The organism is Nocardiopsis sp. NPDC101807 (assembly GCF_044766605.1).
Classification (GTDB): domain Bacteria; phylum Actinomycetota; class Actinomycetes; order Streptosporangiales; family Streptosporangiaceae; genus Nocardiopsis; species Nocardiopsis tropica.
Map to the genome: position 1 here is coordinate 405850 of NZ_JBIWMK010000001.1, position 25023 is coordinate 430872.

Genomic DNA, 25023 nt, shown 5'->3' on the forward strand with positions numbered 1-25023 from the left:
GGCCCCGCTCCGAGCAGCAGGGAGCTGATCCTGGGCCGGGTCAGGGCGGCGCTCGCCGACGTGCCCTCCGACGAGCCCGCGGTGCGGGCGCCGGGGCGCGGCTTCGCGGACAGCCACGCCGCGGGCCCGACCCTGGACGTGTTCGAGGACCGGTTGCGCGACTACAAGGCGCAGGTGCGCCGGGTCCCCGCCGACCGGCTGGCGGCGGAGGTGGCGGCGGCCCTGGACCGGCGCGGAGCGGAGCGGGTGGTGGCCCCGCCGGGGGTGCCGGACGCGTGGTTCGACGGCGCCGCGGCCGAGCGGCTGCCCGACTCCCGGGAGGAACCCCTGTCCGTGGGGGACCTGAACGGGGTGGACGGCGTGGTCACGGGGTGCTCCGTGGCGATCGCGGAGACCGGCACCATCGTCCTGGACGCGGGCCCCGACCAGGGACGGCGCGCGATCACCCTGGTGCCCGACTACCACCTGTGCGTGGTGCGCGCCGAGCAGGTGGTGGACGGCGTCCCGCAGGCCGTGCGGCTGCTGGACCCGGCCAGGCCGCTCACGTGGATCAGCGGCCCCTCGGCCACCAGCGACATCGAGCTCAACAGGGTGGAGGGGGTGCACGGCCCGCGCACCCTGGAGGTGCTGCTGGTCGAGGCCGCGCCCTGACCCCGCACGGCCGGTGGGGGTGGGGCCGGCCCCACCCCCACCGGTCGTGCGGGCCCCCGGGGAAGGGGACGGCCAGCCGTATGGCCCGGCGGGACGGGGCTTCCTAGGGTCGGAGGAGACACGACCCCAGCGAACGACGGGACGCCCATGCCCCACGTACGACGCGACACCGGCCCCCTCCCCCGCGCCGCCCGCAGGCGGCGACGGAGAGTCCCCTCCCGCCTCCGCACCGGGACCGTGCTCGCCGCGGCCCTGCTCCTGGCCTCGCCGGCGGGCGCGCTCGCGGGCACGGCGGCGCCGTCCGCCCCCGCGGAGGCTCCGCGGGCCGCCCTCCCGGCCCCCACCGGGGAACGCCCGGTCGGCCGCACGACCCTGCACCTGGTGGACGGGGGCCGCGAGGACATATGGGTCGGCGGGCCCCGCGAGCTGATGGCGACCCTGTGGTACCCGGCCCGCTCCGACGCGGGACGGCGCGCGCCCTACATGACCGAGGCCGAGTCGGCGGCGACGCTCGAGGCTCGCGGGGTGACCGGCCTGCCCCCGGACACCCTGCACCGGGTGCGCACCCACTCCCGGCTCGACGCGGCCCCCGCCCGCGCCGGGGACGGCCTGCCCCTGGTCGTCCTGTCCCCCGGCTCCGGGCACAACAGGATCTGGTTCTCCTCCCTCGCCGAGGAACTGGCCAGCCACGGGTTCGTCGTGGCCGCCGTCGACCACGCCCACGAGTCCGCGCCCGTCGAGTACCCCCACGGGCTGGTGACCGGGTGCGCCGGGTGTGACAGCGGGGAGTGGGCCCGGGGCGCGGTCAACCGCGCCGGGGACGTCTCCTTCCTCCTGGACCGGCTCACCGGCCCCGACCCGGCCTGGCGGTGGTCGCACGTGATCGACGCCTCCCGGATCGGGATGGCGGGGCACTCCTGGGGCGGCTCGGCCACCGCGGAGACCCTGCGCCTGGAGGACCGGGTGGACGCCGGCATCAACCTGGACGGCCCCTACTACGCCACGGCGCTGGAGGAGGACCTGGACAAGCCCCTGGCCCTGCTGGGGAACGACCAGGGCATCGCCTGGGACGGCCACGAGGAGATGTGGCCGCGACTGACGGGGTGGCGCCAGTGGATCAGGATCACCGGCTCCGGCCACTCCAACGGCATCGACCAGGGACTGATCACCGAGCAGCTGGGGCTCCGTGACATGTATCCGCCCGAGGAGTGGCGCAACCTGTACGGCGACATCCCGCTCGGACACGGCCTGGACCTCGTGCGCGCCTACGGCCTGGCGTTCTTCGACCACCACCTGCGCGGGGGCGACCAGCCCCTCCTGGACGATCCGGAGCGCGTCCACCCGGAGCTGGTCGTGGTGGACCCCGGGTAGGCGCCGTCGGCGGAGGTCAGCCCCCGGGACGCCAGGCGGCCAGCAGCACCTCCAGGGCGTCCGGGCTGGCCTCCTCCTCGGCGAAGGGGGCCTGGTACCGGGCCCCGGCCCCCTGGGGAGGACGGCGCGGCCGGAGCCTGGGGGCCGCCGCCGGGACCCCCGCCGACCGTTCGTCCGGGTCCCCCTCCCTGGCCAGCGGCGCCTGGTAGCGGGCGCCCCGGGAGGCGGGCCTGCGCTTCCTGCGGATCCACCTGCGCACGGGCGCCTCCGGCGCCTCCTCGGCGGGCTCCGCGCGTTCACCGGTGGCCGTGAACCACACCGGGAGCTCCACCAGGCCGTGGACGGCCGGCGCGCCGCGGCGGCGCAGTTCGTGCGGCTCGACCGCCAGGACCATGCCGCGCATCCGGTCCACGGCCGTGTCGATGGCGGTGCGCACCAGCTCGCGCGTGAACCCGGTGGCGGGACAGCGGTGCGCCCCCGCGCCCCACAGCAGGTGGGAGCGGTTGCCCGCCATCGCCGTCGCGCCGTCCCCGCCGTGGAACACGGACGGGTCGGTGTGGGCGGAGGCGAACCCGAACAGCACCGGCTCGCCCCGCCGGACGCGGGCGCCCGCGAAGCCCGCGTCCGCCGTGGCGTAGCGCCCGGCGAGCATCCGGATCGGCGGGTCGGTCCACATGACGTAGTCGACGAAGTCCTCGGGGGTGAGGGTGCCGCCCAGGTAGGCGGTCCACATCCGCGGGTCCTCCAGCAGCCTGAGCAGGGCGTTGCCGATGAGGTGGGTGGTCGGCTCGTGCCCGGTCTCCCACAACAGGGACAGGGACGCGACCGCCTCCTCGTCGGTGAGCCGGTGGGGGTGGGCCAGCAGCCGGCTGGCGAGGTCCTCGCCGGGGTCGGCGCGCTTGCGGGCGACCAGGCCCGCGAAATAGGCGCGGACGGCCCGGGCCGCGGGTTCGGCGCGGTCCGGTCGGCCGCTCCACAGGCGCGTCGTGAGGTCGGCCAGCAGGCGTCCGTAGGCGTCTGGGAGCCCGAAGAGCTCGTTGAGGACGAGCGCCGGGAGCGGGGCCGCGTACTGGCCGACGAGGTCGGCGCTCCCCTCCGCGGCGACCCGGCCGAGCAGGTGCACGGCCGCGCGCTCGACCACCGGCACCAGCTGGGGCGTGCCCACCTGTGCCAGGGCCTCCACGAGGGGGACCCTCAGCCGCTGGTGCTCCTCGCCGTCGCGGGCGAGGGCGCCGCTGCGCGCCGGGGGCGTGCCCCGGGGACTCCACGGGCGAGGGTCCGCGGAGAAGAGGTCGCGGTCGCGCAGGGCCTGGAGGTTCTCCTTGTACCCGAGCAGGAGCCAGCCGCGCTCCCCGGGGCCGACCTCGACGCGGACCATCCCTCCGTGGCGGGCGCGCAGCAGGGCCCACGGCACGTCGTCCCCGGCTCCCGCGTGGAGCCGCAGGGCCGGCTCCGCGCCGCGGGGGCAGCCCGCGGCGTTCGCCCCGCCCGGCGGGAGGCCGTCCCGGTCGTCGGCCCCGGTTCCCTGGCGCATGGCGGCTCCTCGGTGGGTGCGGATGGGAGCCGACGGTATTCCCCCCGTGTTTCCGGTGTGCTTCGGGGAGGAAAGCACCGCCTTTCCTTCCGGGGCACCAGGCACCACGGCGGGGCAAGGCGGGATTTCACGACACCGCGCCCACTGGCGGCGTTGTCGCCGCACAGGCGCCGAATCCCCCTTCGGGCGGCCGGATCCGGCACGGGGCCGCCGAGCTGCCCCTTCGCCGGCGGAGGACGTCCGACGCCGCCGCCCGGTCCGCCTCTGCGGGGGAATGGCGGGCGGTGGGACGCACAGGGGGCGAAAAGCGCTCCCGGGCGCGCGACCGGCCCTTTTCCCGGAGGTTTCGGTTCTCTCACCGCGAATCCGGCCGCCGGGGATCGGTAGGATTGTCCGTCGGCTCCACCGCCGAACGACGACACGACCGGGGAGAAGCACCGTGGGCAAGAAGGGTCGTGGCCGGCAGCGCCGCGCCGCAGGGGCGCCGACCGCCGCCTGGGCCGGGCCGGAGGCCGGGGCCTCACCCGCGGAGGTGGTGTCCGGGGCGGTGGACGCGCTCGTGTCCGGCGGGGAGGGCGGGGGCGTCGACCTCGCCGCGGCCCGGCTCGCCGACACCGAGGACCGCGAGTGGGCGGACGCGGCGGGGCGCGCCCTCCTGGCGGCCCTCCTGGACGCCGCGGCCTCCGCGTGGACCCGCGGCTGGCAGCCCGCCGAGACGGTCCGTCAGGTCGACCGCGTGCTCGGACCCGTGGCCGCGGCGGTGTGCGCCGACGCCGTGACGGCCGACCTGGAGCGCCACTCCCCCGCGACGGTGGACCCGCGCTGGGCCGAGCAGGTGCGCGGGTTCGGCGTGAAGGCCTCGTGGGGCCGCGGCGAGGGGTACCCGGCCCACGTCGGCGCGGAGCACGGGCTGCTGCGGTTCGAGGCCGTCGACGCCGTGCTGCGGGTGCTGGCGGCCCTGCGGGTGCTCCCGCCCCTGCGGCGGCTGTGCCCGCCCCCGGGGGCGTACCGTCCGGGCCGCCCTGGCGCCGCGCGACGGCCCGAGCGGGTGGACGCGGGCAAGCTCGCGCGGGTGCGGGCGCTGCTGGCCAAGGCCGAGTCGACGGAGTTCCCGCAGGAGGCGGAGGCGCTGAGCGCCCGCGCCCAGGAGATGATGGCGCGGCACAGCATCGACCGGGCGCTGCTGGCCGAGGGCCCCGGGGAGTCGGAGGCCGCCTCCGGGCGCCGCCTGCCGGTGGACGCCCCCTACGACGAGCACAAGGCGGTGCTGCTGCACGAGGTGGCCGAGGCCAACCACTGCCGCGCCGTGTGGCACCAGGAGCTGGGGCTGTGCACCGTCATGGGGTTCCCGGGGGACGTGGAGGCCGTGGACCTGATGTTCACCTCGCTGCTGGTCCAGGCCGAGACGGCGATGCGGGCCAGCGGCTCGGTGCGGGACCGGTCGGGGCGCGCGGCGGGCAAGGCGTTCCGCGCCTCGTTCATGTCGGCGTTCTCGGTGCGGGTGGGGGAGCGGCTGGTCGAGACGGCGCGCGCCGCCGAGAGGGCGGCCCAGGCCGAGACCGGCACGGACCTCGTACCGGTCTTCGCGGCGCGCGAGCGCGAGGTGGAGGCGGCCGTCGCGGAGGCGTTCGGCGAGCTGACCTACTCGCGGGTGCGGGGCCCCTACAGCGAGGACGGCTGGGTCGAGGGGCGCGCCGCGGCCGACGCCGCCTCCCTGGGCTCGCGCCGCCACCTGCCCTGAGCCCCGGTCCCGCGGAGTCGGCGGCCGCGCCGCGCCCGCCGGGGAGGGGCGTCATCGCCGACCGCGTGGCACCCGAAGCCCTCCGCGAACTCACGCGCGTCCACGCCGTCCGAGCCGGAGCCACCGGGCTCACGGCGTTCGCGCTCCCCCACCCCTGACACGCGTTCGCGCCCCCGCCGACGCACTTTCCGCAGGAGAAGAAGGACCCCCTTCGCGGTCGGATCCCGCCTGGTTCCCCGAGGGCCGCGCCCGCCGCCGACCCGGGAGGTCGCGTACATCCGGGCGGGCCCCGGCCCGCGGCCCGGGCGCCTGCGATCAGGCCGGGACCCGACAGGAGCCCCCCCGGCAACGCACACCGAAAAAGAAACAGGAAATCAGTCACGGGAAAAAGAAAGACAGAGAAATCGGGCACCCGCGCAGAACCGGGCCGCCCTGGCGAATCATTCACTTTCAACCGACACAACAGGAATCACTCCGGGCGAAAGGAATACACCCCGTAGATTCGCGACCATGAATACCGGGAACCCCCCTGCACATTCGGCGACCAACCGAAAAACCCGTTACACGGACGCAACAAAAGCCCGCGACCACCCCCCGGGGACGCCTCGGGCCCGGGGGCAGCTTCCACTTCTCCGCACGCCGGTGGTACCTTTGCCGTCGCTTCAGACGCAGGTGGCGGGGAAAGGGGTCGGGCATGCTGTTTGACCCCCGGAAAATGGGTGACTCAGCACACAATTTCGTCCTAGCGGCACCGGGGATCGACCTGCCCCGGGCCGGCGCACCGGCCATGCGCGCCGCTTCGGAGGTCTACGACACCCTCGGCGAGCAGCTGCACGAGCTCTCCGATGCCGGGGACACGACGCACGACCGCGTCCGGGGGAACTTCGGCGGAGCGGCCTCCGACCACCACGACCGCCCCCTCCCGGCCTTCACCGGCGGGGAGAGGGACTGCACCGGCAACGTGGCGGGAACGAGCCGCACGCTCTCGGCCGAGCTGCGCGAGGCGGCAGACGTCGACCACATGGTGGCGACGGTCCTGGTCCAGGCGACCCGGTCCATCACCGGGACCACCCGGGCCGTCGCGGCGGCCGAGGTCGCCTTCGGCGCCTCCCTGGAGCGGATCCCGGTCTTCGAGGCCATCCGCAGCCCGGCCATGCGCCGCGTCCTGACCTGGCTGCTCATCACCGCGCCCGGCCGACAATTCGTCGGCCAGGACCTCGCGAGCTTCGGCGCGCTGCTCCAGCGCGTCCAGATCGACAACGGCGACCGGGACGGGGTCGGCCAGGACTCGCTGCGCGACGCGCACGTAGGGGCCGTGATCGAGGGGCCCGTCTCCACCGGCACCTCCGGAGGCCCCCGGGTGTTCGTCGACAGCGGTTGCGCGAAGGCCTTCACCCGGCGCCTCGACGACCTGCGCGGCCTGCCGGACCCGCCCGCGCCCTCGATGCCAGAAGGAAGAGCCGCGTATGCCGTTGGACCACACCATGTCCGACTCCTCACGCAAAGCGATCGAGGTCCTCACCGGCATCCAGGTCCCCAAAGCCGGCATCGCCAACCTCGGCCGCGCCTCGGAGATCTACACCGCCCTGGACCAACGCCTGGCCGTTCTGGAAGACCTGTTCGACCTCAGCCGCAAACACGCCCGCCGCCACTTCGACGGCAACACCGCCGACCGCTACGAACGCTCCCTGGACCAGTTCACCCGCGGCGAGAACAACTACGTCGGCTCGGCCCGCGACAACTCCAACGTCATGTCCGCCGAACTCTTCAAGGCCCGCGCCAACGTCGAGTACATGCACATGATGGTCATCGGCCAGTTCGTCCAGCTCCTGGCCGAGATCGCCTGGGCCATCGCCATGGCCAAGTTCACCTTCGGCGCCTCGCTGAAGTGGATCCCGGTCTTCAAGGCCATCCGCAGCCTGGCCATGCGCCGCATCCTGACCTGGCTGCTCATCACCGTGCCCGGCCACCAGATCATCAGCCAGATCTTCGCGAGCATGGACAGCATCATCCAGCGCATCCAGATCGGTAGGGGGACCCGCCACCACCGCGACAACGCCCTGACCGAGAGCGCCCACAAGGGCGCCGTCATCGAGGGCGCGCTCTCCGCGGTCTTTTCCGCCGGCATGGACGGACTGTTCAGCAAACACCTGTCCGACCTGTTCAGCAAAGGCCTCACCGACCTCAACCTTCTGCCCGACCCGCCCCCGCTGGTCCGCACCACACCCGACGGACCGCCCCCGGCAGGGCCCCCCACCGGCCCGCCCGTGCGCGAGACTCCCGACGGGCCACCCCCCGCAGGGCCGCCCTCGGGTCCCCCCGATGGCCCGCCTGCGGGGCCGGTGCGGGACGACCCCCCGCCGCTCAACCGTGACACCGACACCCCGCCACCCCCCGGAGGTGGCGGCGGGCCCGACGGTCCCCCCACCCGCCCCAAGGACGACCCTCCCGCCGACGGGCCGGTCAAGGACGACCCGCCAACAGCACCGGTCAAGGACGACCCCGCACCCACACCCGCGCCCCGGGACACCCCGGGGTCCGTCCCCGCGCCCAAGGACACCCCGCCCGCGTCCCCGTCGTTGAACAAGGACCTGGCCGAGGTGTTCGGCCGCCACAACGACGAGTTCCTCGCCCCCTACAACCCCGCCAGCCCCGTAGGCGCCGGGGCCTTCGACAACGCCGCCAAGGCCGCCGCCGCACGCAACGACTTCGCCGAGGTGTTCGCCCGCAACTTCGGCGAGCACCTGGGCGAGAGCGCAGCGCGCGATCTGGGCCGCGACTACGCCACCACCCTGGCCCGCCACTGGAACGACCCCGACCTGGGCCGACACCTACGCGACACCATCGGCGACCGCCTGCCCCCGCACATGCGCGACCACCTCGCCGACGTCCCCGTCAACCTGAACAAACCCCTGGGCGACTATTTCTCCACCACCGGCGCCTACACCCAGCAGGTCGGCGGGAGCATCGGCACCGGCGCCCTGGAGGGCTACCTCGGCGAGGGCCTGGGCAGCATGGCCGACGGACGCGGCTGGGAAGCCTCCGGATACTCCGCCACCGCCGGCGCCACCCAAGCAGGCATCCAGCAGGGCGCCACCGACGGCATCCTGCACGGCACCGAACTGTTCAAGGACAGGGACACACCCGACCTGTCCACGCCCGAACCGCAGCGCACCCAGAGCGAGGACACCCACACCCGCAACGACGTCCCCACCGGCCCCCAGGCCCCCGCCCCGTGGACGGGCGGGGACGAGGAGCAGGGCCATGGGGGTGACCGGTGGGACCGCGGTCCCGGCGGGCAGGGCGGCGATCCGGGCGGGCCGGACCGCGGAGCCGGACGCGGGGACGGGGAGGGCCGGGGGCAGGACGGGCGACCCGACCGCGAGGACCCTGCGGCCACCGCCTCACAGGACACCGGCGACCGCGACGACCTGTCCGACATCGACGACGTCCCCGACCTGGTCAGCGACACCGACTCCGACAGCGACACCGACTCCGTGTTCGGCGACGACGGCTCCGACTTCGGCGACCCCGACGACCGCGACCAGCCCAACAACGACACCGTGCGCGTCCACCAGGACGAGGACGTGCGCACCCCCTACCCCGACCCCGTCAAGACCCCCGACACCGGCAAGGACGCCTTCGGGACCACCGAGACCAAACACCCCGGCTTCACGGACACCGCCTACCCCGGCCTGGGCAACGACCTCTTCCACCCCGGCATGAACGACGGCCCCCTGACCGTCAACTTCCTCAACGCCATCGTCCCCGACAACCCGATGGCGTTCCCTCCCCCCGGAGCCGAACAGACCGCACCGCCCCCCGGGAACACACCCCACACCGGCAACGGCACGAACACGGCCGACCGCTCCACCCCCGAACCGGAACAGCACACACCCGCGCCCGTCGCCGTGGCGCCCCCGATCGGCCAGGCAGCCCCTCCCCCCACGAACACACCGCAGAACACGACCACCGACAACAACCAGCGCCCCACACCCACCGAACGGGACAACGGCGGACGTCCCTCCCAGCGCACCAACGACACCCGCACCTCCGACCCCTCACCGCAGCGCTCGACCTCCAACGACACCCCCCAGGCCACCACCGAGAGCGCCCCGCCCGCTCCGCAGACCACGACCACCGGCGACCCGACCGGGCTGGACGCCCCAGCTCCCTCGACGGACGACCAACGGGCGAACCCGGACACCGCGCCCGACCCCGAACACCCGACCTCCCCGGCCGAGGTCCCGCTGCCCCCGTCCCCGGCCACCGAGAGCGACGGCCGCCAGGACACCGGCACCACCACCGAGAACGGACCGCCCCGGCACACGCACGACACCGACCGCACCCCCTCCGACCGCGACGGCGAAGAGTCCGACCAGCGGGACGAGGCCACCCCCCGCGACGACGACCGCCCCCAGGACAGCGACGAGGACCAGGCCGGAGACGGCACAGGCGGGTCCGACGACGGCGACCGGTCGGGCGAGCAGCGCGGCGACCGATCGGGGAACGACGAGGGCCGGGGCGAGGACGACAGGGGCCGGTCGGGGGACGAGGACGGCGAACGCACGGACGACGTCGAGTCCGCGCACGAGGGACAGTCCACCGAGGAGAAGAGCGGCCAGGAACAGGACGGTGAGGAGAGTCGCGAGGGCGCCCCCGACGGAGAAGACCAGACGCCCCGAACAGCCCCGCCCCCGAACACGGACGGTGTCCCCCAGGACCAGCAGTCACCGCGTCCCCGCCCGCAACCGCTCCCCCACGGACAGGCCGGGGCCGAACACGACGGCCCGCCCCCGCCCACCACCGTGGACCCCCCGACCACGACCGACCACCGAACCACCGCGACCCCGCCCACGGACAACAGCGAGACGCCGGCACCGGACAACAGCGCGACCCCGCCCACCAAGAACAACGGGACACCGGCACCGGACACCACCGCCCCGCCCACCGCCGAAACCACCCCACCCCACACCACCCAGGACACACCGACCCCCACCCACAACACCCACACCGACGCACCCCCGACACCAGCCGCCGCCCAAGGCGAGCACACGGCGGACAACGACTCCCCCACCCCCGCACACCCACGCACCACCCCCACCACCGACCCCGAGGCCGACGCCCGCGCCGCCGCGGTCCTGGACCGCCTGCCCGAACTCACCCGGGCCCTGGCCGACAAGGACATCCCCCGGGCACGGGCACTGGGAGCCGAGTTCTGGAGGCTGCTGGGACCGGGCCAGGGGCCGGACCCCCAGAACCGCTCGGTGCGCGAGGCGCGTGAGCTGGCGCAGGCGCTGGTCTACACCGTCTCCGACCCCTCCAACAGACGCGTCCCGCTGAGCGGCGATGCCCTGCCCGCCGAACGCGTCCGCGACGCCGGGGTCCTGGCCCGCGGCATCGGCCGCCACCTGCGGGACCGCCACGACCCGGTCCGCGCCCGGCTCTGGCAGGCGGGCGGGCGCCTCACGACGGACTACGTCCGCTACGCGATGCAGGACCCCGCCGACCGGGACCCCTCCCCCTACGACGCACCCGACACGGTGAAAACCGTCAACACCGCCCTGGTCGACAGCGACCAAGACGCACCGACCCCGCAAACACCACCCGGCGAACCACCGACACCGCACCGGACAACAACACACAACGACGACCCCGCCGCGTCCGGGTCCGGGACGATCCGCCGACTGCCGACCGGCGCCGAAACCGACCGCTACGGCGCCCTCCTGCACGACCCCGGCTACAACCCCAACGCCTTCGACGCCCTCCCCACCGCGACCCAGGACGCGGTCTCCGCCTACACCCGGTCCTCCTGGCTGAACCGCTTCGCGCGTCTGCGTCCGTTGAACGAGGCGACGGTGCAGGCCGAACTGGACCGGATCCGGGACGAGAGCCGGTCCCACCCCGGGTGGCAGGTCTACGAGATCGGCGGCGGCCGGTGGCCCGACCCGGCGCGGCTGAAGGAAGCCGCGGAGCGGGGCGGACTGAGCCCCGAGCAGGAGCGGATCGTGCGAGGCGTCCTCGACAACCCGTATCCGGACGCGGCACTGGAGAACCTCCAGGTAAGCTCCGGAAGCGCGGGCCGGATCGCCGAATCCCTCGCCCTGCACGGTGAACCGGCGCACTTCCCCGACTCCTCGGAAGTCATGGCGTTGCTCCGGCGCCTGGACCGCGCCACCGGCCGGCCCTTCCCCGAGGGTTTCGAGGCCGTGCACGGCATGTACCACCACCAGCACCTGCTGGGCGAGGGCAGCACCGACCCCCACACCCTCGCCGGGACCACCCACGTGGAACAGGGGTACCTCTCGGTCTCCCTCGGTACCGTTCCGTCCGCGGCGGGCGGCTCCCCCATCGACCTGATGCGGCTGACCGTGCCGGAAGGCTCCCGGGGGCTGTGGGTCGGCGACCGGAGCGAACACCCCGGCGAGCGCGAAGTGATCCTCCCCCGGGGGACCCGCTACCGGATCACCGCGGTCGAGCCCTGGGGGCGCGGTTACCTCTTCCACGCCGAGATCCTGCCCCCCGCGCACGACGACGGGGCCACCGCGGCCCCGGCCTGGACGGGTGAGGCGCTGGACCGCATCGACCGGGCCCTGGAGGCGGATGACACGGCAGCGGCCCTGGCCGGAATACACGGGGCGGCGGAGCGCTTCTCCGCGGACCTGGTCTCCGCTCTGCGGGATGCCGACGGCCCCGGCCGGACCGCGGCGATCGGCCGCCTCGAGCAGTTGCTGGACGCGGCCGAGCGGCTGTCGGACCGGGCCTCGGAGATCGCCGGCACCGCCCCGGAGGCGGTCGCGGCCGCGGTCGCCCTGGCCGCGGACCTCGCCGCCGCCGCGGAGAGCGTCGCCGCGCGCGGTGCCGCCGACGCGGCCGCGGCCCGGGACGCGGTCCCCGAGCCGTCCGAGGTGGACCCCGAGGACCCGGGCCGGATCACCGACGCCGCACGGGAGCGCGACACGGCCCTCACCCGGGTCTCGGACGCCGACACCGCGCGCGGCGACGCCGAACGCGCCTCCCGCATCGCCTACGAGGCCGCCGACACCGCCGCCCGTACCGCACGGACCACCGGACACGGTGCCGGGGACCGGGTCGGGGAGGCGCGCGCGGCCGCCGAGACGGCGGACGCCCGGCGCCGCGCCGCGATCACGGCCGCGGAGGACGCGGCCGACCGGCACGAGGGCCTCACCCGCACCGTCAACGTGGCAGCGAGCATCGCCGTCGGTATCGCCCTCGGCGACGTGGCCGCCTCCCGAGGCGACGCCGCCGCGACGGCGGCCGCCCTCGCCCGGGCGCGGTCCATCGCCGACCTGACCTCACCGGACTCCGCGGCGCGCATGAGACTGGACATGCGCCTGAACGCGATGGGGCTCTCCGCCCCGGTCGGCTCCGGCGACCCCGTCGTCCTCGCCGTGACCGACATCTCCGGAGAGGTACGGGACCCGGGCGGGGACGGCGCCGGGACGAGCGGCGCCGAACCCGACCCCCTCGCCCGCGGGCTGGGACTGACCGACGACGCGGAGCCGGATCCGGCGGAGGCGCCCGGCCCCGCGACGGGCACACCCCCGGGCGACCGGACGGAGCGAGGGCCGGGGGCGCACTCCGCGGCGGACTCGCCCCTGGACGCGTTCCACAGAGCCCTCAACACGCAGACCCCGCCCGCCCGGAGCGAACCGGTGACCGGGGAGGAACCCTCCGACCCCGGGGCCGGACCGCCCCTGCAGCCGGTTCCGGCCCGGTCGGCGGCCGAGCCGAACACGGACACCGAGACCACCGGGGCCGCCCCTGCCGAGACCGGCGTTTCGCGGGGGCAGGCGACGCCGCCGGATCCACTGCCCGCCGAGACCGGGGAGTCGCGGGAAGACGTGGTGCGCACACCCGTGCCGACCGGGTCCGAGACGCCCGCGACCACGGAGGAGGCACGGACACGAACCGAGGACGGGGAACACGAGGAGGGCACGCCTCCCCAGCCCCCCGCACCCGCTCCGACCGAGAGCGACGGCACCCGGCCCGAGCCGTCGGTGCTGCCCGTCGACACCGACGTCACGGACACGGAGCACGTACCCCCGCTGCCCCTACGGCACGAGCACGGCACCGGCACCGGCACCACCACGGACCCCGCGGACACGGTGGACCACGCGGACACCACGACCATCGAACAACCGCCCCAGCCCCAGCAGCAGAACACCGGTACCACCACGGACACCATGGGCACGGTGACCCCCGTGGACCCCGTGACCCCCGTGGACACCACGGCCACGGAACAGCAGCTCCCGCCCCAGCAGCAGAACACCGACACCACCACGGACACCGGAAACACCACGACCCCCGCGGACACGGAACAGCCTCCTCCGCCCCAGCCCCAGCAGGAGAACACCGACACCACCGTCGGCACGGACACGGAGCGCCCGCAGACCGACACCGGAGACACCCGGCCACGGGAGGAGCCCCCGCCCCGGAACTACCCGGGTTCCGTGCGGCCGGACCGGACGGGCGCCCCCTACGACCTCGGCTACCTGCTGACGTCCAACCTGGTCAACTCCAGCATGGTCCACGCCGAGCACCTGCGTTCGTTCGTGGACGACACCCTCGCCAACGACGCCGGGCACGTCGACGCCACCGTGCGCGACGCGGTCAGGGAGCGGGTCGACGCCCAGGCGCGCAAGCAGACGGGCGTGTTCTTCGGACCGGAGGGGTTCTCCACGACGGTCACCGGAGCGGACGGCTCCACCTGGCGGGCCGATCTGCGGCTGCGCTCCTCCCGTGAGGGCTTCCACCACGCGCCCACGCAGCCGGAGCGGGGCTCGGACTCCACCGAACTGAAGCTGGTGGACGAGGCCGGTGAGGCCAACCCGGCCGAGGGCAGCGGCAACCACGGTGGCACCAAGTTCGTCGGGGCGGGGTTCCAGGTCTCCCCCCTGCTACTCGGCACGGTGGGCGGCGTCGACATCGGCCCCCGCTTCACCGTCAGCTTCGCGGGGGGCACGCGCCAACGGCAGACCGTGGACACGGCGGTCAGCGTCCACGACAGCTACACCAGCTACGAGATCAAGGGCAAGCCCGAGGTCTACGCCTCCGACCTGGCCATGTCCTTCGACCTGACCCCCGTCCACGTCCCGAGGGCGGCAGCGGCCGGCGGCGCCGTCCCGGCGAACGGCGGCACCCCGCCGGACAGCACCGCCCCGAACGACGGCACCGGCTCCGACGACGACGCCGCTCCGGCCGACGACACCCCGCCGGACCAGGCCGTGAACGCCCGGGCCGACTCCCCCGACGGGGTGGTCCTGATCCTTCCTGGCGAGGTCGTGGCCAACACCGGCCCGGAGGCGATCCGCCTGCGGGACCCCTTCGCGACCGAGGACCACCAGCGCGGCCGGAACGACGACGCCAGGCCCGTGGGACCGCACACGGACAAGGGGCACCCCGTGTCGGTCGGCGACATCCGGTTGAGCGACGGCTCCTCCGACAAGTCCTTCCCCGACTGGATCGCCGACCACCTCTGGTCCCCGGAGCGGGAGCGCGGGTGGTGGAGGTCCGCGGTCGACAAGGTGACGCCCGGGTTCGTCGACAGGCGCAGGCAGCAGAAGCTGGACGCCTTCCGCGACCAGGTCGGGGAGTCCTTCTCCAAGAAGTCCATCCGCAACAACCTGTCGGAGATGACCTCGGCGCCCGCGGTCTTCACCGTCACCGACCCCTCGGGCAGGCCCCGGCTGGTGAGCGTCCAGTCCGTGCCCACCGCCTACGACGCCAAGCCCCACACCATCCAGCCCGCCAAGTACATCAAGGGCAACAAGGCCGAGAACGAGAGCGGCAGCTCGCTCCGGCACAGCGACTTCCTCGGCGGAAGCCTGGGCGCGGGCGTCAGCGTCGACGCGGGAACCGTGGGCGGCACCCACAGGGCCCGCGTCGACGCGCTGGCGGTGGAGGGGGGCGTGCGGGGCCGGTCGACCGCGGAGAGCTCGCAGGTGTCGTCGGGGTCGGTCAACCGCATGAACTACGGCAAGACCGCGTCGTCCGCCTACGACGTACAGCGCAACTACTACGTGCACTTCGACGGCGAACCCGACGTGTACCGCTTCCAGGGCGACACCGTCGAGATCCTCACCGTCCAGGAGGCCCGCATCCTGAACGGGGACGAGCCCTCGGACAAGGTGCCCGCGCCCCCGCCCGTCCGGACCGAGGCGGGGAACACGCCGCCCGGGACGGTGAACACCCCCGGGACCGCTCCCGGCACCGCCGGCGACCGGCGGTCCGGGGACGACGGGAACCGGAGCGCGCCGGGCGGCGAACGGAACGGGGACCCCGGGACCGGGGGCCGGGGCCGGCGGGGAGAGCGCGGACACGAGCAGGAACGACCGCCCGGAGAGCGGCCTTCCGGGGAGCGCCCGCCCAGGGACGAACAGCCTCGAACCCTGCGGCCTCCCCGTCCGAACCTGGCCGAGGAGCACCCGGTCACCTTCCACGGGGCCGTGCCCCGCGACTTCACCTGGCCCGACGGCAGCCAGTACCGCGACGTCGACGGGCAGCAGCGCAGCATCTACCAGCAGATCGCGCACGAGGTGCTGACCGGGCTGGCCGACGAGCTGCCCGGCCTGGTCCTGCCCGACATGGCGCGAGACCCGAAGAACTTCGCCCGGCGGCCCGGCCACGAGAACAGCGGCCCGTTCACCGGTTCCACGCGCGAGCACCGTCCCTTCCGACGCGACCACGAGATCGCCGTCTTCAACACCCACAGGGTCATGGACGCGATCTCCGCGTCCGATTTCAAGAGCGGCACGGACGGCCTGACGCTGCACGGCCAACCCGTCCACCTGATCGACACGGGAAGGTTCAACCCCGGCGCGCTCTTCGAGCCGGGCCAGAAGGTGGTGCGCTCCCCGTTCGTCGCGGTACGCATCAGCGCGGACTTCTCCTCGTTCAGGCACGCGGGGGAGACCACGAGGGGCACCGGGGGAGAGTACGCGGGCGGGTCCGAGATCACCACCGCGGAGGGCTCGCAGAAGCGCAAGACGGTCCGGTTCTCCTCCGGCGGCTACATCCGCCGGATCGACGCCGTCGACGCGGCCGGCAACCCGAGCGACGGCGGCGTGTTCTCGGTCGCCCTCCAGATGAGCGACACCAAGGGGAAGAGCCGGGGCCTGGGCATGAAGTCCCAGAGCGAGAGGACCATCCAGTACGCGGAGGACTCCAGTGTCTGGAACTCCGGGGTCCGGTTCAGGGCGAGGCTCTACGAGGACGACGACCTCGGCATGGTCCTGGGCGGCGGCACCCCGCTGTCCGACCGCGGAAAGGACCTGCTCAGCCGGCCGATCGAGGCGCTGGCCACGATGGACACGGCCAAGGCGGCGCCGGGCGGGGAACCCGACGGCCGGGACGGCACCGCCCGCGTCCCGCGGGTCACCCGGATCCGGCCGATACCGGTGGAGCAGGCCAGGGAGATGATCGACGGCCCCACGAGGCCGACGCCGGACACGGTCCGCAAGACGCGCGACCTGACCGGCGGTGTCAAGAGGCTGTTCGGCGGTGGGCGGAGCCACCGGCCCACGGTCGAACAGGTGACCGCCCCGGCGCCGGGGAACACCACCGGGCAGCAGGACACCGGCTCCCGGACCGGCGACGACCGGCGGACAGCAGCCCCCGACACCAACACCGACCAGCCGGACACCGCAACGGCCCAGGACACCGCCGGGCAGCGGAACACCGACTCCGGGACCGGCGACGTCCGGAGACCGCCGGCCACGCACACCACAGGCGACGCCGTCAACACCCACACGAACGACGACGGCGCCACGGAGCAGCAGGACACCGCAACCACCCGGACGCCCGGCACCGAGACCGCGCAGGGCACCACCGGGCGGCAGGGCCCGGCGGAGAACGCCCCCGACCCCCGCCCCGTCGAACAGCGCCGGGCCGAGAAGCTCCGCAGCACCCCCGTCTCCGTCGAGCACGTCAACACCCGGTTCACCACCGGTGAGGGCAACCGGGTGAGCAGCCTGCTCGAAGCCACCTACGAGAGCTTCTCCTCCACCGCGCCCTGGGAGAGGGACGCGGACGGCCCGCGCCCCTCCAGGGGGCTCGGCAACGAGCGCAAGCTGCGGCACTTCCTGCGGAGGGGCGAGGGGAGCAGGCGGTTCTACGAGAACGCGCTCTCCCCGGAGAACCTCACGGACAACCCGGCGGCGCGCTCCTCCGGCGGCGCGCGCACGCGCACGGAGATGAGCGGGGGCCCGCTCTCCCCGCACCACCTCCGCGCGACGTCGTCCACCCGGCGCGACATCGACTCGGTCGACCGCTTCGAGCAGTCCGACGGCGCGGTCGTCTTCAAGAGCAAGAACACCCTGGAGGTGTTCTCCAGGGACGGGAGGAGGACCGACCTGACCGTCCTGGCCACGGGCGGGGGCCGGGTCAACCCCAACCCCGTGCAGCCGGCCGATCAGCCCTCGGGCGGGACAGCGCCCAACTCGGCGGGCGCCCCCCTGATCCAGCTCGGCCCCTCCGCGGGCAAGAGCCTGTTCGACCGCTACACCATCACCAAGCCCACGTCGAGGTTCAACGAGTCGGTCGAGTTCCACCCCAAGATCCCGATGTCGTACTCCTACTCCGCCTCGGGGCGCGTGACCCAGGCGATGGAGTTCGTCAAGAACTGGAGCATCGGGCCGACGTTCTCCCGCAACGCGCGCTACCGGGGATGGCAGGCCGACTCCGACAACCTGGAATCCGGGCTGATCCACATCCGCGACGCCCACGCTTCGGGCATGGTCGAGGACCGGGTCCTGGAGGTCGACGGCGCACTGGTCCGTGTCCCCCAGCCCGAACCGGAGCCGCCCGCGTCCGTGAAACCGCGCCCGGGTTTCGAGGACTCCGGCACGATGCTCGACCCGGTCGACCCCGGCGAGGCCGTCCGGAGCCTCGTCGACGACCTGGCCTCCCAGGGCTGGCAGCTGACCAAGGGCAGCCGGGAGACCCTCCTGAAGGCCCTCCAGTCCCACACCGGGCTCAACCCCGCCACCGGCGTACCGGTGACGGTGAAGATCAGCCCCATCGACCACTCCATCGGGAACCTCAACTCCCCGACGAGCGCGCCGCTGTCCCTGGACGCCACCGTGAGGCTGCGGCTCGACAGGGACAACGCGAAGGTCGAGTACCTGGGCGGCAAGACGGAGTACCGGCAACGCCAGGGTTCGGAGGAAGGGGACAGGCTTCAGCAGGGCAGCGAGAGCTCCGCGTTCCACGGGGCCCACGGCTCGCTCCTGACACCGCTGCCCCAGTCGGGGGGCGACCAGCCCGGGGGCACCGCCCCGGCGAGCCGCCCCTACCTGATGGGCCTGCAGGGCGACGGCACCACGACGAACGCGCGCGGCGACGGCGGGATCGTCCGGGACACGGACAAGCGCTCCACCCAGATGACCATGGAGACGCCCTACGCACGGGTGTCGTCCGACACGCGGCTGACACTCGACCTGCACATCTCCGAGAAGCAGGGCACGGCCAACTCCCTCCTGGGGGAGACCCCCGGCTCGGGCAGGCGTGACTTCACCGGTACGGGGAACTCGGGCCGGGCTCAGGAGCTGTACCCGGCCTTCGCCCTCGACCTGCGCAACGAAGCGAGCACGGCCGGGGGGAACACCACCCCCCGGACGTCCACCGACGGCGACACCACCGCCCCCGCGGGAAACACCACCCCCCGCACGACCACCGACGGCGACACCACCGCCCCCGCGGGAAACACCACCCCCCGCACGACCACCGACGGCGACACCACCCGGGGAAGCACCACCACCGGCACCACCCCCGAGGGAGCCGACACCCCCCGGAGGACCACCGGGGGAAACACCCCCACAGGGAACACCACCGCCCCCGCAGGGAACAACAGACAGCCCGGCGGGCAGCAGACGGACGACGGGACCGCTCCGGAGAACCCCTCCAACGACAACTACGCCTCACTGGCCGACATGGCGCGCTCCTTGACGCCCGCCGGGGGCCCGCGGTCCCGGGACGCCTTCGACGACGCCCCGACCCTGCTCGCGTCCGTCGAGAACAAGGGCAAGGACATCCTCGACCTCGGCCGGATCGTCCTGGCGAAGTCGTGGGGCTGGACCCCGCCCGCTGACGCGGTCAGCGACGGGCGCTACACCCCGGAGGCCGTCCGGAAGGCGGCCGACCACGTGGCGGACAAGCTCAAGCTGAACTCCCGCAACAACGCCATCGACCAGACGCTCACCGAACTCGGCATCAAGGCCTCCTTCGCCGAGGCCGGCTCGGAGACGGGCGCCGAACTGCCCGAGCTGGGCCCGACAACGTGGATGATGCGCGCCGTCTCCCATCCGGAGACGGCGCGCATCAAGGACTACAACCCGAGCATGCGCCTGACCGACTCCTCGGAGACGAGCAGGACCTTCTCCCCGTTCCACAACGGGTCGTCCACAACGACCACGGGTTTCGAGGCGCGCCCCTCCGGACGCACCGGAACGGGGCCTCCGACGACGGCCACCCACTACGGCTCGGCCGGCAACACGGGAGCGTCCACGTCCGGAGGCGACACCGCACGGGGGAGCAAGCCGAAGGAGCCCCCCCACTCCGACCGCGTCCGTACCGGGCCCGGCTACCTGGTCGAGATGGACACCGACGTGTTCATCGGGGCCAGGACCGAGCTGAGCGGCCCCTGGTACAAGCGCTCGGCACGCTACGTCGGGGACAAGGCCGCGTCCGCGGGCAGGGCGGTGCGCGGCGCCTTCGGCGGCCGGAGCACCCCCTCGTCCGTCCCGACCCGGCCGGCCCGGTGGCAGCGGGGCGGGACCACCGTGAAGACGACCCGGTGGATCTCCCACGGCGACGCGGTGAGGATGGGCGTCATCACACCCGACGCCACCACCCGGATGGCCTCCCTGACCGAGCACTTCGCCGCGATCCAGAAGGCGCTCGCAGACGCGGAGAAGGCCTATCTCGACGCGCGCTGGCCCCTGGACCAGGCGGCCTCCGACCGCATCGCCTCACCCGACGACCCGCGGGTCCAGGCGCGTTACAGGAACCTGGAGACCGCCTACGAGGAGAGCCGGGAGGCTTTCGACAGCGCGACGCGGAACTGGGTGACGGCGCTCCGGGAACTGCGCGACGGCCTGGGCGACCTCTCGTCCCTGCCCCGGCCGCGCACCGCGACCGCACCGGCACTCGACACCATCCGGGAGGAGCCGCCTCCTCCCGCCCCGGCACCGCGGCGGAACGCCCTCGACCCCGCCGCCGACCCCGAGGCCGTCGAGCTGCCCGAGCGGCGGCCCGGGCAGGGGGACCGACGGCCCGAGCAGGACACGGAACACCCGCGGCGGAACGCCGACCCGAACCTCCTGGACGCCCTCGGCTCGGACCTCAACATCCGGCCGCTGGAGCCCGGGCAGGAGGAAGCGCCTCCCCAATCCCCGCAGCGGAACGCCCCGGATCCCGAAGCCGTCGAGCCGCCCGAGCGGCGACCCGGGCAGGGGAACCGACGGCCCGAGCAGGACACGGAACACCCGCAGCGGAACGCCCCGGACCCCGAGGCCGTCGAGCCGCCCGAGCACGACGACCGGCCGCGGGAAGACGTGCCGAGGCAGGCGCCTGAGCCGAGCCCGGCCGAGGTGCTCGAACGGGCGCGGCAGAAACTGGCGCGGGACACGGTGATGGGCAGGGCGCTCCAAGGCCAGGACGGTTCCTCCCGCAACGAGACCGCTCCCGCCGACAACCGTCCGGAGCGCCGCCCGCGCAACCAGTCGAAGGGACCCCTCGGCCACACCGACCAGCGTTCGGGCCCGTCCTCCGAGACGCACGCCCGGCCCGAGTCCGCGACGGTCCGGAGGCCGAGGGCGTGGACGGCGCCGGCCGGGGAGGACGGGGACGGACCGTCCCGGCACGAGGCGGCCCTGCCCGGCGACCGGGCCAGGACCCGTAGTGGCCCCGCCCCGGAGCGCGCCGACGGCCCCGCCGACGGGTACACGGCGAACGACGAGGAGAACCTGTACGACGTCAGCGACGGCGAGGAGGAGGCGCCGCGCGTCCGCTGGCTCGACAGGCACTACCCGGAGGCGGCCTCGCTCAGCGGGGAGGAACGCACGGAGCTGATGCGATCGCTCATGGCACGGTCCCTGGCGGTGGGTCCGGACCTCCCCGAAGGGTTCCGGTACGACATGGACCTGGGCGGTCCCGACGACGCCGCCTGGCTCGAAACCCGGAGGGCACAGGTCTTCCCCCCGGAGTCCGACACCACCGTCCCGCCCGGGCCCTCCACGACCCCGGGCGCACCGCAGCAGCAGGAGCGGCCCGCGGAGGGCCGGGAGCGGCAGCCGCAGCCGACACCGTCCGAGGAGGAGATGGCCGCGGCGGCCCTGGAGGCGGTGTTCACCTTCGACGGGCAGCGCCTCCCCCTCCACACGGAGGCCGGGCCCGACCACAACGCCCTCCCCCGGCCGGACCAGGACGCCCTCTCCGAGGTGTCCTCGGCGGACTCCGCCGCGCTCGGGGACATGCGGCTCCGGCTGGAGGCGCTGGCAACGTCGGACCCGGCCCGCTCCGAGGGCGACCGGCCGGCACCGGCCGACACCGGCCTGCCTGAGGAGCGCGACCGGCAGAGCTCCCCCGACCGGACCGACCGCGCTTCCGGGGAGCGGCCCGCTCCCCGTCGGCCGCAGACCCCTGACCTGCCCGCCCCCTCCGCGAACCCGGACCGGAGCGAGTGGGACGACCGGCTCCGGGCCATGCACGACTGGCGGACCAACTGGGAGCACCGGGCGCGGACACCGGAGGAGAGGGCCCGTCTACGGGAGGACTGGAGGGCCGAGTGGTCGCTCCCGGCGACGGCCGGGCCGGGCGCGAACGGGGCCTCCCAGGAGGCCACCGACCGGTTCGGCGGCCGCACGGGACAGGGTTCCCCCGATCGGACCGGGACCCGCCACGCCCCCGAGGACCGGCCCGTCCCCCCGACCGAGACCGCACGGGAGGAACCGCGCTCCCCCGCCCCGGCCGGGACGAACCCGGCCCCCGACGGCCCACCGCAGGACCGAACGACCGCGCAACCGGCCCGACCGTCCCCCGAAGAGGCCTCCGGCGCCCCGTCCCGACCGACCCCTGAGGCAACCCCCACGGCCCGACCCCTCACACGGAACCGGGACGACGAGGGTTCCTCCACCCCGCCCCGGGACCGCACGGACGCCTCCCGCCAGGAGGGGACCGCGCCCCCCACCGAACAGGCGCCCCCGCCCCCCGACCCGGTGTCCGACCTGTTCGCGTTCTTCGAGCAGGAGCTGAACGGACCTGCGGGCACGAGGGGCCGTGGCTCCCCCCAGGACACCGGGCGCACCCCCTCCGACGAGGAGACGACGCCCCCGGCCGCCCCGGCCGTCGACGACGGCGGGGTCCAGGCGGTCGCGGCCCCCGGGGCGGCGCCCGGGGCGACCGGGACCGACCCGTCCCGGAAGCGGCCCGGGGACGGGGACGGGGCGGCGTCGGAGGGCAGGGACCAGGATGAGCCCGAGGACGGGGAGACGTCGGAGGGCAAGCCCGAGGACGAGGCGGAGGACGCCCCCGGGAACGACCGGAAGAAGGACGGCGACGAGGACGGAGGCCGGGACGGGGACCGCTCGGGCAACAGCGGCGTCCGCTCCGCCGGCGGCGACCAGGGCGGTGACAGCGGTAGCGACGACAAGCGCTCCGACGGCGAGCGCGGCCCCGGGGGCGAGGAGCGCGGCGCGGACGAGGACGGCGCCCGCGACAGCGGTGCCCCGGACCAGCGCGACGCCGACCCGGTCCCGGACCCCGACGGCAACGTCATGTCCCCGCACGACTAGCCCGACGCCCCCGGGCAGGCCCCCTTCCGGCGCGGGCCCTGCCCGTGCCGCGCGAACTGAGGCCCGGGAACCGCCGCCCCCGTGGCGCCGCCCTCCACCGCCGAGCCCTGCTCCGGGGGAGACGACGCGAACCGGCCACCGGGCGCTCATGGAACGTACACGCGAAACGGAGTACGCTACCGCAGTCGGCCCTCCTCCCCGGGGCCCGTCCGAACGGACGGCAGCCCCTCCCCCACGGTCGCGGCCTCCTCACCGCCCGCGGGAGGGCGCCGGTCACGCCGAGCTCGCGGGGACGGCCCCGTCCGCGCGGAGGGCCCCGACGAGACGGCGCCGGAGAGGCCCCGGAACGGCGGCCGCCCCGGGTCCGGCGCGTCGCGGGGAGGCTAGCGTAGGGACGGGGATTCCCCCGGCCCCCTCTCCCCGCGCACGGCCTCCGCACGGGACGACGCACCCCCGCGCCCCGTCCGGGGTCGCCCCACCGGGCGCGAAGCGCCCCGAGGACACCCCCTGACAGTCTGGAGCACACACCAGGTGACCGCACACACCGATCCGGGGACGGCCCGGCACCGGCGCCGCCGCACCGCCGCGGCGGCGCTGGCCCTGGGGCTCCTGGCCCCCCTCCCCGCGGCTCCGGCGGCGGCCGAGGCGCCCCAGGACCCCGTCTCGCTCGCACAGGTCCACCCCTTCAAGGCCGAGAACCAGCCGTGCGCGGCCGCCGGCGGGGACGTCGTGGAGCAGACCCCCTGGACACACCACTTCCTCGGCCTGTCGCGGGCCCACGACCTGAGCACCGGCGAGGGGGTGGGCGTGGCGCTGCTGGCCCCGGAGGTGGACGGCGGCGCCCCCGAGCTGGCCGACGCCGTGGAGGGCGGGCAGTCCGCCGACTGCCTCGGGTTCGGCACGTCGCTGGCCGGGGTGGTCGCCGCCCGGTCCGTGGAGGGCAGCGGCCTGGTCGGCGTGGCCCCGGGCGCGTCGGTGACGGCCGTGGCCACGGGCAGCCCCGAGACCGGACTGGCCTCCGCGCAGGAGATCGCCGCCGGGATCGGGAGCGCGGTGGACGCGGGGGCCCGCGTGGTCCTGGTGGGCACGGGCACGTGGGAGTCCTCCCCCGCCCTGGAGTCCGCGGTGGAGGCCGCGGAGGAGGCCGACGCGCTGGTCGTGGCCCCCGCGACGGTTCCCACGTCCCGGGGGCCGCTGCCGGGGCGGCCCGCCCAGCAGGCGTCGGTGCTGAGCGTGGCCGCGCACGACGTGGAGGGCCTCCCCGTGGCCCAGGGCCCGCTGGTCCTGCCCAGCGGCGACCTGGCCCGCGTGGACCTGGTCGCGCCGGGCGACCGGGTGGTGGGAACCGGCCCGGGCGGCGGCCACGTGACCGCCGCGGGCGACGGCGTGGCCGCGGCGTTCGTGGCGGGGACCGCGGCCCTGCTCATGGCCCGGGAGCCGGACCTGAGCGCCGAGCAGGTGCGCGAGCGGCTGACCACCACGGCCTACGCCTCACCGCGGGGGGACGCGGACCCGCTGTCGGGGCACGGCAGGATCGACCCGCTGGCGGCGATGGCCATCGGCCCGGGCGGCGCCCCCGCCGGGGTGGTCGGCGAGGGGTTCGTCCCCGACCCCTCCCCCTACGGTTCGGTGGACGCGCCCCCCACGGCGGCCGTGGTGTCCGTGACCCTCCTGCTCATCGTGCTGTGCGTCCTGGGCGGGGCGGTGTTCAAGCTCGGGCGCGCGCGCAAGTGGCGTCCCGCCGGCCCGGGCGAACCGGTGCCGATGCGCTCCGACGAACCGGTGCGCTGACACGGCGGGGGGGCGGGGGGGCCCCCCCCCCCGCGCCCCCCCGCCCGCCCCCCCCCCCCCCCCCCCCGGGCCCGCGCCACCGCCGCCCCCCCGCAGCGCCCCGCCACATCCCCCCCCCCCGC

7 protein-coding genes are annotated in these 25023 nt (G+C 75.0%); 5 read left to right on the top strand and 2 right to left on the bottom strand.

Going from position 1 to position 25023, the window contains the following annotated elements:
- Positions 1 to 27 precede the first annotated feature (27 nt).
- Together ACIRPH_RS01830 and ACIRPH_RS01835 are read left to right on the top strand one after the other, a co-directional pair.
- Positions 28 to 651 carry a lactate utilization protein C gene (locus ACIRPH_RS01830; RefSeq protein ID WP_402909458.1) on the top strand — a complete coding sequence of 208 codons (624 nt, stop codon included), beginning with the start codon at positions 28 to 30 and terminating at the stop codon, positions 649 to 651.
- A gap of 147 nt (positions 652 to 798) precedes the next feature.
- Entirely contained in the window at positions 799 to 2022 is a 1224-nt protein-coding gene (locus tag ACIRPH_RS01835) for an alpha/beta hydrolase family protein (protein WP_402908119.1), read from the top strand.
- 16 nt (positions 2023 to 2038) lie between these two features.
- Here the strand turns inward: ACIRPH_RS01835 and ACIRPH_RS01840 are convergent, their stop codons facing one another.
- Complete coding sequence (locus ACIRPH_RS01840; protein WP_402908121.1) at positions 2039 to 3556, bottom strand: cytochrome P450; 1518 nt, start codon at positions 3554 to 3556, stop codon at positions 2039 to 2041.
- A 439-nt stretch (positions 3557 to 3995) separates the two neighbouring features.
- Between ACIRPH_RS01840 and ACIRPH_RS01845 the strand changes: the two genes are divergently transcribed.
- Complete coding sequence (locus ACIRPH_RS01845) at positions 3996 to 5297, top strand: DUF2786 domain-containing protein (protein WP_402908123.1); 1302 nt, start codon at positions 3996 to 3998, stop codon at positions 5295 to 5297.
- A gap of 742 nt (positions 5298 to 6039) precedes the next feature.
- Here ACIRPH_RS01845 and ACIRPH_RS01850 read toward each other — a convergent pair.
- The gene (locus tag ACIRPH_RS01850) at positions 6040 to 6783 is read right to left on the bottom strand and encodes a hypothetical protein (protein ID WP_402908125.1); all 744 of its coding nucleotides are present in this window, start codon (positions 6781 to 6783) and stop codon (positions 6040 to 6042) included.
- On the opposite strand from ACIRPH_RS01850, the gene ACIRPH_RS01855 reads away from it, so the two are divergent.
- Both ACIRPH_RS01855 and ACIRPH_RS01860 read left to right on the top strand, forming a co-directional pair.
- On the top strand, positions 6764 to 23110 hold the full coding sequence (locus tag ACIRPH_RS01855; protein ID WP_402908127.1) for an ADP-ribosyltransferase: 16347 nt from the start codon (positions 6764 to 6766) through the stop codon (positions 23108 to 23110). The genes ACIRPH_RS01850 and ACIRPH_RS01855 overlap by 20 nt on opposite strands.
- A 531-nt stretch (positions 23111 to 23641) precedes the next feature.
- Positions 23642 to 24901 carry a S8 family serine peptidase gene (locus ACIRPH_RS01860; RefSeq protein WP_402908129.1) on the top strand — a complete coding sequence of 420 codons (1260 nt, stop codon included), beginning with the start codon at positions 23642 to 23644 and terminating at the stop codon, positions 24899 to 24901.
- The last annotated feature ends 122 nt before the right edge of the window (positions 24902 to 25023 follow it).

Excerpts from the sequence above, each read along its gene's own strand:
- ACIRPH_RS01835 (WP_402908119.1), top strand. The coding sequence starts at position 799 with ATGCCCCACGTACGACGCGACACCGGCCCCCTCCCCCGCGCCGCCCGC.
- ACIRPH_RS01840 (WP_402908121.1), bottom strand. The coding sequence starts at position 3,556 with ATGCGCCAGGGAACCGGGGCCGACGACCGGGACGGCCTCCCGCCGGGC.
- ACIRPH_RS01855 (WP_402908127.1), top strand. The coding sequence starts at position 6,764 with ATGCCGTTGGACCACACCATGTCCGACTCCTCACGCAAAGCGATCGAG.
- ACIRPH_RS01850 (WP_402908125.1), bottom strand. The coding sequence starts at position 6,783 with ATGGTGTGGTCCAACGGCATACGCGGCTCTTCCTTCTGGCATCGAGGG.